Genomic DNA, 11,667 nt, shown 5'->3' with positions numbered 1-11,667 from the left:
GCACCTACGGACGCGTATACGTCGGCACCAACGGCCGCGGCATCATGTACGGCGATCCGAGCGGTTCGTCGACCGGCAGCCCGAGCGCCAGCGCCAGCGCGTCGCCGAGCAAGAGCGCGAGCCCGAGCGCGTCGGCGTCGCCGTCGTCGAGCCCGTCGGCGTCGAGTTCGCCCTCTGCTTCGCCCTCGGCGAGCGCGAGTTCGGGCGGCGGCTCCGGTTGCCATGTGACGTACACGAAGAACAGCGAGTGGCCCGGCGGCTTCACCGCGGGAGTCACCATCAACAACACCGGCACCAGCGCGATCAGCAGCTGGACGGTGAAGTTCACCTTCCCCGGCGACCAGAAGATCACCAGCTCGTGGAACGACGGCTCGCTGACGCAGAGCGGCGAGACGGTCACCGCGACCAACGCCTCGTATAACGGTTCGATCAGTCCCGGCGGCAACGCGTCGTTCGGATTCCAGGGAACGTGGACGTCCAACGACTCGTCACCCACCTCGTTCAGCGTGAACGGCACCACATGTAACTGAGGGCCCTGCGGCCCCCTGCCCCACACGCCACCCCTGCGCCGCATCCGGCGGCGCAGGGGTGGCGTGCGTCCGCTAAAAGTCCGCCGCTTGTTAGCTGCATGATTGCGGTGAGTCAGCGCAAAACCCCGCAGCGCGAACATTCTCGTGCAATGGTCGGTTGACCAGTCACTCGCGATTGCAGATGCACAGGGAGCCGGCAGTGATGGGGCCGATGGGCGCGACGACGGAGACCGGATTCGGGTGGGCCACACCCGTGCTGTCCTATGCGATGGCCTGTGTGGGCTCGGCGCTCGGGCTGCGCTGCACGGTGCGCGCGCTGGACGCGAGCGGGCGTTCGAAGCGCAACTGGCTGCTGACCGCGGCGGTGTCGATCGGCGCCGGGATCTGGACGATGCACTTCATCGCGATGCTCGGATTCGCGGTGACGGGCACCGAGATCCGGTACGCGGTCTCGCTCACCCTGCTCAGCCTGGTGATCCCGATCCTGTTCACCTGGGCCGGGATGCTGATCGTCGGCTACGGGCGCTCGCGGACGGTGTCGCTGAGCCTGGGCGGCGCGGTCACCGGGTTCGGCGTCGTGGCGATGCACTACACGGGCATGGCCGCGATGCGCCTGAACGCCAGCCTGAACTACAACATCGGGACCGTCGCGCTGTCGGTGCTGATCGCGGTGGCCGCGGCGACCGCGGCGCTGTGGGCGGGATTGACCATCCGCGGACCGGTCGCCGCGATCGGAGCGTCCATGATCATGGGCGTCGCGGTGACGGCGATGCACTACACCGGGATGCGCGCCGCCGAGGTGTCGGTGGCCGCGCAGACAGTGGCATCAGGGCACGTACCGGGCGGCGGCGCGACCGCGATGGCGTTCATCCTGCCGATGATCGTGTGCCTCGGATCAACGCTCTTCCTCACCTCCGCCTTCGTCGCCCTCTCCCCCACCGGCAGCCAAGCGCGCGACGCGGACGAGCCGGACGATGACGACGTTCCGCCGCCCGGCAGACGGCGCCCGACGGCGGAGAGGCAGGGTTCGCATGCATGAGAACCGCCCGCCCGCGCCGCGCGGCCGCCGCGGTTCGCACGCGAGACCGAGCGGCATGTCGGGCCGGATATCCGTTCCGATGCCCCGGCCGCCGCGCCAGGAACAGCAACCCGAGCAGCAGGCGCCGCGCTCGCCGCTTTCGCAGCAGGCCTCGGCTCGGGCGGCGCGAGCCGCGTGGCGCGGACAGCGCGCGATCTCCATGTTCAGCACGATCACGCCGGGAACGGCGCGCGGCGCCGGTGCGGCGGCCTCCGCCCTCGGCCGCGCGAGCGGCGGCGCGCTGTTCCCGACGATCCGGGACTCCGAGGCGGTCGCGCGGATCCCCAGGCCCCGCTCGATCCGGGCCAAGGTGGTCTGCCTGCTGGTGGTGCCGATCGTCTCGCTGATGACGCTGTGGGGCCTGGCGGCCGTGCAGACCGCGCAGACGGTGTACGCGCTGACCCAGCTCAAGCAGCTCGGCGCGGCGGTCAGCGTGCCCAACGACGACTTGATCAGCGCCCTGCAACGCGAGCGGATCGACGCCGCGCGGTTCCTCGGCGGCCAGTCGGGCTCGGGGCTGACCGCGGATTATGCGGGCACTGATGCGTCCGCCAACGCGCTGCGCGACGGCGCGGGCACGGCCGCGGCGGCGACCACCGGACTGGGCGCCCAGGTCAGCGGCCCGATGGCGGCCCTGCTCACCGACCTGTCCGGCCTGCCGGGGCTGCGCGGCGAGGTGTCCCGCAGGCAGGTGACGTGGACGACCGCGAACGCCGGGTACACCAAGGCGATCAGCGACGCGCTGGAGCTTGGCAACGGCCTGCGCGCGACGCTGACCAAGGTCGGCCAGAACGGGCAGATCGCCTCGGACGCCTGGGCGGTCACCGAGTTGGCGCGCTCACGGGAGATGCTGGCGCGGCAGGCCGCGATCGTCGCGCAGGCCCAGGCGCAGTCGGGCGGCGCACCGCTCGGCGCGGACGCCTATCGCCAGTTCGCAGGGGCCTACTACAGTCAGCACGAGCTCGAGCAGGGCGCGCTCGCGCAGCTGCGTGACGTCGACGTGGCGGCATACCAGCGGGTGACTTCCTCGGACTCCTATCAGCGGCTGCAAGGCGCGCAGCAAACGCTCCTCAACGCAGGAGATCAGGGCACGAACAGAGGCGCCATCACGCAGGCGGAGACCGCGTGGTCGACGCTGGCCCCGGGAGAATTGGACCGCCTCGGTGACGTGGTGTCCGGCGCGGGCGTGGCCGCGATCGCGCAGGTCAATCCCTACGGCCGGGCGCTGGCGACGAAGGCCGGCGCCGGGGTGCTGCTCGGCCTGTTCGCGGTGACGGTCTCGCTGCTGGTCTCGGTGTGGATCGGCCGGGGGCTGGTCGTCGAGCTGGTCGGGCTGCGCGACTCGGCCCTTGACCTGGCCCGGCGGCGGTTGCCCGGCGCGATCGCGAAGCTGCGCTCCGGGCAGGAGATCGATCTCGAGGCCGAGGTCGGGCAGGGCACGCTCGGAGTGAGCACCCTGAGCCGTTCCTCGCTCGGCGGCGCGTTCGCGGCGGGCGCGGAGGACGGCGGCGACGAGGTCGGCCAGGTCGCGATGGCGCTGGCGACGGTACACCGCGCCGCGCTGCGGGCCACGCTGGACCGCGCCGAGGCGGTCAACGGCGTCGCAGGGATCTTCCTCAACCTCGCCCGGCGCAGCCAGGTGCTGCTGCACCGGCAGCTCGCGCTGCTCGACCTGATGGAACGGCGGATCGAGGACCCGGCCGACCTGGAGGACCTGTTCCGGCTCGACCATCTGGCCACCAGGATGCGCCGGCACGCCGAGGGCCTGATCATCCTCTCCGGCGCGGCGCCCGGCCGCAGCTGGCGCAGGCCGGTGTCGCTGATGGACGTCGTGCGCGCCGCGGTCGCCGAGGTCGAGGACTTTGCCCGGGTGGACGTGCGTCAGATGCCTGACGCGCGCGTCGCCGGCGCGGCGGTCGCGGACCTGACGCACCTGGTCGCCGAGCTGGTCGAGAACGCCACCTCGTTCTCGCCGCCGCACACGCGTGTGCAGGTGCAGGGCTCGCAGGTGGCGGCGGGGTACGCGTTGGAGGTCGAGGACCGCGGGCTCGGCATGGGCGCGGAGGCGCTGACCGAGGCCAACCTGCGGATCGAGCGCGACAACCCGGACGACCTGCTCGACAGCGACCGGCTCGGGCTGTTCGTGGTCAGCCGGCTGGCGCGCCGGCACGGAATCAAGGTCGCGCTGCGGCAGTCGGCGTACGGCGGCACGACGGCCGTGGTGCTGCTGCCGAAGGCGCTGCTGGTCGACGCGGAGCTGCCCGCCGGATCGCGTCCTGCCGCGATCGGCGCGCGTCAGGCCTCTGACGGCGATCGCGACACGGTGCCGGGCCGCACGACGTCGACGGCGGCGCGACGTCCCGGTGCGCTGGTCGGCTCCGGCCCGACCGCGGCCGGCGGCGCGGCGGCGTCCACTGCGGGATCACCGCACACGACGGCGCCGGCGGCGCGCTCCGGACCGGCGGGAACGAAGGCGCCGCACGCCGGGCCGGCTCCGGTCGCCGCTCCGGCGTCCGCCTCCCCGCAGGCGCCCCGCGATGCGATGCCGCCGCTCGACCTGCTGCCGCGCCGGGTGCCGAGCCGACCGGATCTGGAGGGTCCTGATACGCCTGCGGCCGCGCCGTGCGACCCGAACGCCGAAACCGCCGCCGTCACGACCGAACCCGCGCTGCTGCGCGCGTCGACGGGTCCTGAGACGCCCGGCGGGCTGCCGCGCCGGGTGAAGCAGGCCAGCCTCGCGCCGGGGCTGCGGACGGATCCGGAGCAGGGCGGCGGCGCGCTCGACTCGGACGCGGACCTGGCCCAGCGCACGCCCGAGCAGGCCCGCGCGACCATGGCCGCGTACCAGCAGGGCTGGTCGCGCGGCCGCTCCGGCACCGGATCCGGGGCCGCCGCGCCGGCCGCAGAGGACTGAGATGCACACCCCCACGACCCACCCCACGGAACGATCGATCACCGAGGCTGACAAAGCCCGCTGAAGGCCAGGAGGCCCGATGCCCCCCAGTACCAACGCCGGCGGCGAACTCGGCTGGCTGCTCGACGAGACGGTAGCCGCCGTCCCGGCGGTCCGGCACGCGGTGTTGCTCTCCACCGACGGCCTCGCGGTGGCCTCGTCGGCGGGGCTCACCCGCGAGGACGGCGAGCACATGGCGGCCGTCGCGTCCGGATTCCACAGCCTGGCCAAGGGGGCCGGGCGGCACTTCAAGGCCGGGTCGGTGCGGCAGACCATGGTCGAGCTCGACGGCGGCTACCTGTTCGTCGTGGCGGCCGGCGGCGGCACCTGCCTGGCCGTGTTCAGCGGGCCGGAGTGCGACATCGGCCTGGTGGCCTACGAGATGGCCCGGCTGGTGCGCCGGGTCGGCGAGCACCTGTTCGCCGCGCCGCGGGCCGGCAGCGGCGCGGGCGCGGCCGCGTCGTGACCGGCGTGCGGCCACCGGCGGCGGGCGGCGCGGCCGGCAGCAGGCCGAGCGACGCCGCCGATCGCGCCATGGGCGGCCCGGCCGGAGCCGAATACGGGTACGGATACGAGAACGGGATCCCGCACGACCGCGCCTACGGGTACGACAACGGCTACGAGTACGGGTACGAACCCGCGCACGAATCAGGTCGCGACGCCCTCTACGAACCCGGATACCAGCGCGAGTACGTCCCCGAACCGGATCCCGGTGGCGGCCGCGCGGCTGAGCCGGCGTTCTGGTATGACGACGAGGCCGGCCCGCTGGTCCGGCTCTACGCGCTGACCAGGGGCCGCGCCCGCTCCGACGCGCGCGTGTTCAACCTGCTCGCTCTCGTGATCGCGGAGAGCGGTCCCTACGACGATCCGACGCTCAGCCCGGAGCAGGTGCGGGTGCTTGAGTTGTGCTGCCGCGCGCCGCAGTCCGTGGCGGAGGTCGCGGCGGGCTGCGATCTGCCCCTGGGCGTCGCGCGGGTGCTGCTCGGCGACCTTCTCGAGATCGGGCATGTCAGGGTCCGGCAGCCGAAGCCGCCGGCCGCGCTGTTCGACGAACACATCCTGCAGGAGGTGATCAATGGGCTCCGCGCGCTCTGATCGCGGTTTCCGGGTCCCGGGCGCCGGCACGCGCGCCGACGCGGCCCCCGTCCCGAGCGCCAGCGTCGGATCGGCCGCGTATCGCGCGGCGGCCCGGGAACGCGGAGAACGCCGGGCCGAACCGGAGAACGAAGAACCCTTCCTCGCTCTCAAGATCCTGATCGCCGGCGGCTTCGGCGTGGGCAAGACCACGCTGGTCGGCTCGGTCAGCGAGATCCGCCCGCTGCGCACCGAGGAATCGATGACCGAGGCCGGCCGCGGCGTGGACTTCACGCACGGCGTCGAGCGCAAGACCACCACGACGGTGGCGATGGACTTCGGCCGGATCACGGTGCGCGACGACCTGGCGCTGTACCTGTTCGGCACGCCGGGACAGGACCGCTTCTGGTTCCTGTGGGACGAGCTGGCGCAAGGCGCGCTGGGCGCGGTGGTGCTGGCCGACACCCGGCGGCTCACCGACTGCTTTCCTGCGGTCGACTTCTTCGAGCGCCGCGCCATTCCGTTCATCGTCGCGGTGAACTGCTTCGACGAGGCGCGGCCGTTCGGTCCGCAGGAGATCGGCGAGGCGCTGGACCTGGAGTCGAACACGCCGGTACTGCTGTGCGACGCCCGCGAGCGCGCCTCGGCCAAGGAGGTGCTGATCGCGCTGGTGGATCACGCGGGCCGGGTGCACTCCTCGCGCCGGTCCCGGCCGGGCGGTCAGGGCGCGATGGCCTGAGCCGGAGCGCTGCGCCGCCGGAACGCGATCCGCTGCGGTCCGCTGCGATCAGCCACAGTCAACCGCGGTCAGCCAGAGTCACCCGCGACCGGCGCGGTCAGCCCCTGGGCACGGAGGTCGGCAGCGGGTGGTCCGGTTCGAGCGCGGGCAGCCCGTCAAGGCTCTTCGCGTTCACGCCGTTGACGCGCTGCGCCCACTCGTCCGGCGTGCGCGTGGCGTGGAGCTTGTCGAGCACCGGCCGCTCGTCGACGAGCTCCATGTAGGGGACCGCGAATCCGCAGGAGTCTGATACCCGCTCGACGTCGATGAGGATGATCGAGCGCAGGCCGGGGTGCGCGAGGTTGAAGCGCGGGGCGAGCGCGGCGAACTCGGGATCGTCGGCTCGTAGCACCCTGCCGTGGCCGTGCAGCCGCAGGATGCGCGAGTTGCGGGTGAACGAGCAGAACATCACCACGATCCGGCCGTTCTGGCGCAGGTGCGCGATCGTCTCGGCGCCGGAGCCGAACAGGTCGAGGTACGCCACGGTGCGTTCGTCGAGCACCGCGAAGCAGTCCCGGTATCCCTTGGGCGAGATGTTGACCAGGCCGTCCGGCCCGCTCGGCGCGGTGCCCACGAAGAACATCGGCTGCGCCTCGATGAACTCGCGGATGCCCTCGTCGATCCCCTCGAACACGTTCGCCACGGCGGCCCTCCCGTTTGATCCCGCTGACGCCTTCGGCCTGCCTCCGGTTTTCACTGTAGCCGCGCAGATCAAGTTGTTTTGCGGCGCCGGCCGGTGAGTTCGGTCACGCGGTCTGGATCAGGCTGTGGCGGCCGTTGAGGCGCCAGTCCGGTTCGGCCGCGTCGAGCCGCTCGACCTGCTCGCGCGAGACCCCGACGACGACGTCGGACTTCGCCGCGCGCAACGCCGCGACCGGCAGACCGAGGTACCGCACCGCGTCGGCGAACGGCGTCGTCGCGTCCCACCAGCTGTCCCCGACCAGGCGACGGTAATTCAGATCGCCCTTGACCAGCACGAATCGCTCCCGCAGCCGGGCCCGCAGGTCTTCGGGCAGCTCGTGGAAGGAGAGCGGCGAGCACCAGAACGGGTGCGTCGCGATCCGCAGTCGATCGGCGGCGGCGTGCTCGAACAGCCTGGCCCCGGCGGCGCCGAGCGGCCCGGACATGCCGCGCAGGCGCCGCAGGCACTTGCCGACGTCGGCCGCGGTGGCGTCGGAGATATAGTACGGCGCCGGTTTGACGTGCAGCTCGATGCTCGCGGCCAGTGCGGATTCGGTGCGCGGGTCGAGGGTGAGCAGCTCGTCGGCGAGCAGCAGGTCCGAGATCAGTTCGCGGCCGCCGTTGTCGCAGATGATCGCAACTGTCTTCGATGTGTCGGTGGTGGATGCGCCCCCGGATCCAGCCTCCGCGTGAGCGCCGAGCAGGCGTTCCCGGAGCAGTTCGGTGTCGTCGGCGAGCGGCGGATTGACAGCGGTGTACCCCTCGACGACCTCCGTCACCTGGAAGACCAGGTCGGCGCGGTTGCCGAGCACGGCGGCCTCGGTCAGCGCGGCGAACCGGCGGGCCGGCGGGAGCCCGTCGAGCGCGGCGTACCAGGAAAAGGCCGCTTCGAGCTGCGGATCGGACAGCTCGGCGTCCTTCATCGGCTCGTACGGATCGACTCCCGACCAGGCCGATCCGGGCGGCGCGAAGTATCCGGTCGCGTCGAGGATGCGCCGGAAGAAGTAGCTCTCGGCCCACAGGAACGGCGCGTCCGCCCACGGTTTGCCGTAGTGGCCGCGGTCCCATGGCCCGCGCCACCGTTCGGCGTCCGGAGCGCTGTCGGGCAGCGGGTTGATCGGGCCGGTGCGTGACTCGTCGAGCAGCGCCCGAAGCGCGCGGATCTGGTCGGGGCCGTAGGGCAGCGCCGCGATCAGGTTCTCGATCAGGACGGGATGCCGCCGGTGGAACACGTCCCAGGCGAACGAGCCCTCCGGGCTGATCAGGATCGGCGGCGGCAGCTCGTGCGACATGCCAGGCATTTTACGTGCCCGGCTTCCCCGGGGCGTCAGCCGAGGGGCGCCGAACCGGTCAGCTCGGAGACGCGGTAGCGATCCGTGCGCGGCCCGAGCAGCAACCGGAAGGCGCCGGCCGCGCCGAGCAGCAGCATGGCGAGCAGTTCGACCCAGAACCCGGCCGTCGGGGTGAAAGTGACGATCACGGACGGGCCGACGAGCTGCCGGTAGTGGAAGCCGAGGAAGGTCGGCTCGGGGGCAAGGCTGCTCACGACGCTCACGACCACGTCGCCGAACGGCACCAGCGCCATGCCGAAAAGGAGACCCGCCGCCCGCGCCTTCGCCCGCACGGTCGCGGCGACGAGCGCGAGAGCGATCATCGCGACTCCGCCGAGGATGACGGCGACGTGGTTCCAGCCGTCGTTCTGCGCCCACGAACAGCAGGTCTCCGAGTGCTGCACGCCGTTGAATACCGTGCCCACACCGAGGCGGTACGAGGTCAACGCGTTGCTGGCGACCCACAGGACGGCGCCGGTGAACCCGAGCAGCACCGCGGCGACGCGGTCCGCCCTGCGCTGGCGCCCGCGGCGATGCGCCGGCTGCCGGATCACCAGGATGAGCACGACGAGCGCGCCCGTGGTCTGCAAGACGAAGACGGCGAGCGACAGCCAGATGCCGAGTGCGTCGTATTCCCTGGACAACCGGGACGGGCGCAACTTCCAGAAGAAATTGGTATCCACGATGAGCACGATGCTCAGCGCCAGCCCGCACGCCGCGTCGCGAGTTTTCCGGTTGCGCAGCAGCACGCCGCAGCCGACCAGAACCGCCGCCTTTATGCCCTGCCCGACAATCGGCCCGATCGATTCATAAAGAGGCTGAGTCCTCGGGCCGAGCTGCGTGTGCGCGAACAGGGTCGCGATCTCCGCCAAGCCGGCCGCGATGAACAGCGCTGCCGCGACCAACCACGCCGCTTGGTTGCTTTCGCTCCGTCCCCGTATCGCGTCTGTGGTGATGTATTCGCCCGCGTCTGGCTGTCTGATCGCCCAAGCGTCGTCCGTCGACATCGCCCGCCCCCGCCCCCTTTGATGCCTGTGGGGCGCACCCTATCGGAGTGCGCCCCACAGTGGAACGGCTATCTAGTCAGTCGCGATTCGTCGCGGTCTGACTTGCCTCACGACGAGTACGTGGTCGTGCATACCGTGCCGTTGAGGCTGATCGCCGCGGGCGACGGATATGCCCCGGACTCGTTGCCGACGAACCCGATGCTGGCCGAGTTGCCGCCGTTGGGCGCCAGGTTCGCGTTCCAGTCGACGTTCGTGGCGTGCACGAACTGACCGGTGCTCGTCCAGTTCGCGTTCCAGCCGCTGTTGAACGACTCGGTGGCGGCGGGGAAGGTGAACGTCAGGGTCCAGCCGTTGATCGCCGCGGGGCCGGTGTTCGTGATCGACAGGTTGGCCACGTAGCCGCTGCCCCAGGACTGGCTGACCTCGTAGTCGACGGCGCAGGTGCTGTTCGCCGGCGTGCTCGTGGTGAACGTCACCGGGTCGGAGGCCCGGGAGAGGTAGCCCTTCTGGTCGGTCGCCAGCACGTTGATCGTGTAGCCGGTGCCGGGCACCAGGTTGTAGAGCGTCGCAGAGGTCGAGGTCGACTCGGCCAGCACGTTGGTGACGGTGCCGACCTGCTGGATCACCTCGTACCGGTACACCTGGCCGCCGCTGGACGGCTTCCAGCTGATCGTCGCCTGCGAGCCGGTGATGTTCGACGCGCTCGGCGAGCCCGGCGCCGTCAGGGCGCTGACTCCGCTGCCCGAGGGGGTGAGCACGATCGTCTCGATGGAGTACGGGGCGATCGTCTGGCTGCTGCTCGTGCCCTGGGCCGCGCTGGTGATCGAACCGGCCTCGTCGCCATAGGTGTAGACGGTCGGGGTCGCGGCGCTCGGGGAGTAACCGGTGTAGTGCAGGTTGATCGGGTAGGAGTTGTTCACGTCCTTGTTGACCACCTGCACCGCCAGGTCGCCGTTCGCCTGCCGCACCGCGTGCGCGCTGACCAGCGGCTGGTCCGTCCCTGCCTTGACCATCTGGTCGCCGGGCCGGCCGAGCTTGCTCAGCATGCTGATCGCGAAGTACGGCGGGAACGGGGTGTTGATCGCCGGCTCGCAGGTCGTTCCCACGCAGGTGCCGCTGGAGAGCACGCCCCAGTCGTTGAAGTCGGTCGCGCCGTCCGGAGCGGTGCTGATCGTGCTGGGGCCGTTGTGGGTGTCCCACCAGTCGACCGTGAACACGCCGTCTTCGAGGGCTGTCATGTAGGCGTCCGCGCCGAACAGCGCGTCGGGCTGGGTGGTGGTGTCGACGCCCGAGTTCATCTCGGTCAGCGCGATGCCGAGGTTCGGGCCGTTGGCGCCGGCGTACTTGTTGATCTCGCTGCGCAGCTGGTCCAGTTCGCCGGGCAGCTGCTGCGGCTCGGACAGCGCCGTCGCGGCGTCCTTACCGCTCGGGTACCAGTGCACGATCACGAAGTCGATGGCTGATCCGGCGATCTGGAGCACGGTGCGGTTCCAGTCGTAAGCGTCGCCGGTGGCCACCGCGCCGTCCGGCCAGTTGCCCGGCAGGGTCAGCACCGCGCCGATCTTGATGGTCGGGTCGACCGCCTTCATCGCCGAGACGTATTGCAGCACGTTGTTCGCGTACGTCGTCGGGCTCTTACTCGAGTGGTTGTCGGTCTCCCAGTCGGAGCCGTAGTACCCGTTGCCGTACAGCTCGTTGCCGATCTCCCAGTACTTGTCGCCGTAGCCCTTGGTCACGTTGGCGTACTGGACCCAGCCGGCCGCCTCGGCCGGCGTACCGGAACCGTAGTTGGCGATCAGGATCGGCTGCGCGCCGATCTTCTTGACCGTGCCCATGAAGGAGTCGAAGTCCGTGCCGGGCGCGACATAGCCGCCGGGCGCCGTGTTGTCCTGCCAGTGGTAGATGTCGCCGTACGAGCCGCCCGGGTATCGCAGCATGCCGACACCCGCCTGGCCGAGCAGGTTCTGCACGGCCGGCACGTTCATCTGGCTGTCCCAGACCGCGCTGTTGAGCCCGTAGCCGGTCGCCGGGATGGTGCCGAGCCCCTCGGTCGCGTTCACCGTGACGTTCACCGCCGCGCCGGCGCCGGTCCCCGTCGCGGCGAGCGCGCTCGCCCCGGGCGCCAGCGCGCCGGCGAGCATCAGCGCGGCTCCCCCCGCGACCCGCCGAAACCGGCGCGATCGCCTCCATTGCGAACTCACGTGCGACTCCCTCCGCCACGTTGGAGCACAGTTT

11 protein-coding genes are annotated in these 11,667 nt (G+C 71.3%); 6 read left to right on the top strand and 5 right to left on the bottom strand.

The genetic code is table 11. From position 1 onward, the window contains the following. Positions 1-4: 4 nt before the first annotated feature. The gene (locus tag VFB40_RS01680; RefSeq protein WP_324847449.1) at positions 5-235 is read right to left on the bottom strand and encodes a hypothetical protein; all 231 of its coding nucleotides are present in this window, start codon (positions 233-235) and stop codon (positions 5-7) included. On the opposite strand from VFB40_RS01680, the gene VFB40_RS01675 reads away from it, so the two are divergent. The 6 genes from VFB40_RS01675 to VFB40_RS01650 all read left to right on the top strand — a co-directional run bounded on the left by VFB40_RS01675 (position 225) and on the right by VFB40_RS01650 (position 6,374). Continuing rightward, positions 225-530: a cellulose binding domain-containing protein gene (locus tag VFB40_RS01675; protein WP_324847448.1), complete on the top strand. Its 306-nt coding sequence runs from the start codon at positions 225-227 to the stop codon at positions 528-530. The two genes, VFB40_RS01680 and VFB40_RS01675, sit on opposite strands and share 11 nt — an antisense overlap. 211 nt (positions 531-741) lie before the next feature. After that, positions 742-1,569 carry an MHYT domain-containing protein gene (locus tag VFB40_RS01670; RefSeq protein WP_324847447.1) on the top strand — a complete coding sequence of 276 codons (828 nt, stop codon included), beginning with the start codon at positions 742-744 and terminating at the stop codon, positions 1,567-1,569. A gap of 79 nt (positions 1,570-1,648) precedes the next feature. Further along, positions 1,649-4,522: a sensor histidine kinase gene (locus VFB40_RS01665; protein ID WP_324847446.1), complete on the top strand. Its 2,874-nt coding sequence runs from the start codon at positions 1,649-1,651 to the stop codon at positions 4,520-4,522. A gap of 79 nt (positions 4,523-4,601) precedes the next feature. After that, entirely contained in the window at positions 4,602-5,027 is a 426-nt protein-coding gene (locus tag VFB40_RS01660) for a roadblock/LC7 domain-containing protein (protein ID WP_324838640.1), read from the top strand. A gap of 5 nt (positions 5,028-5,032) precedes the next feature. Next, positions 5,033-5,656, top strand: a complete 624-nt coding sequence (locus VFB40_RS01655; protein WP_324847445.1) for a DUF742 domain-containing protein — start codon at positions 5,033-5,035, stop codon at positions 5,654-5,656. Continuing rightward, entirely contained in the window at positions 5,637-6,374 is a 738-nt protein-coding gene (locus VFB40_RS01650) for a GTP-binding protein (RefSeq protein ID WP_349261299.1), read from the top strand. Before VFB40_RS01655 ends, VFB40_RS01650 begins: the two co-directional genes overlap by 20 nt. A 97-nt stretch (positions 6,375-6,471) precedes the next feature. Here VFB40_RS01650 and VFB40_RS01645 read toward each other — a convergent pair whose 3' ends face one another. From VFB40_RS01645 to VFB40_RS01630, 4 genes are all read right to left on the bottom strand, one after another. Beyond that, a complete protein-coding gene (locus tag VFB40_RS01645; RefSeq protein WP_324847444.1) occupies positions 6,472-7,056 on the bottom strand; it encodes a pyridoxamine 5'-phosphate oxidase family protein in 585 nt (194 codons plus the stop codon). Between the two features lie 103 nt (positions 7,057-7,159). After that, entirely contained in the window at positions 7,160-8,386 is a 1,227-nt protein-coding gene (locus VFB40_RS01640) for a damage-control phosphatase ARMT1 family protein (RefSeq protein WP_324847443.1), read from the bottom strand. 35 nt (positions 8,387-8,421) lie between these two features. Further along, positions 8,422-9,330, bottom strand: a complete 909-nt coding sequence (locus VFB40_RS01635; RefSeq protein ID WP_324847442.1) for a hypothetical protein — start codon at positions 9,328-9,330, stop codon at positions 8,422-8,424. 209 nt (positions 9,331-9,539) lie between these two features. Next, positions 9,540-11,573, bottom strand: coding sequence for a cellulose binding domain-containing protein (locus VFB40_RS01630; RefSeq protein ID WP_414642002.1), 2,034 nt, complete (start codon positions 11,571-11,573; stop codon positions 9,540-9,542). Between the last annotated feature and the right edge of the window lie 94 nt (positions 11,574-11,667).

This window comes from Actinocrinis sp. (assembly GCF_035650855.1).
Classification (GTDB): domain Bacteria; phylum Actinomycetota; class Actinomycetes; order Streptomycetales; family Catenulisporaceae; genus Actinocrinis.
This window is presented reverse-complemented; position numbering and strand designations above follow the sequence as displayed.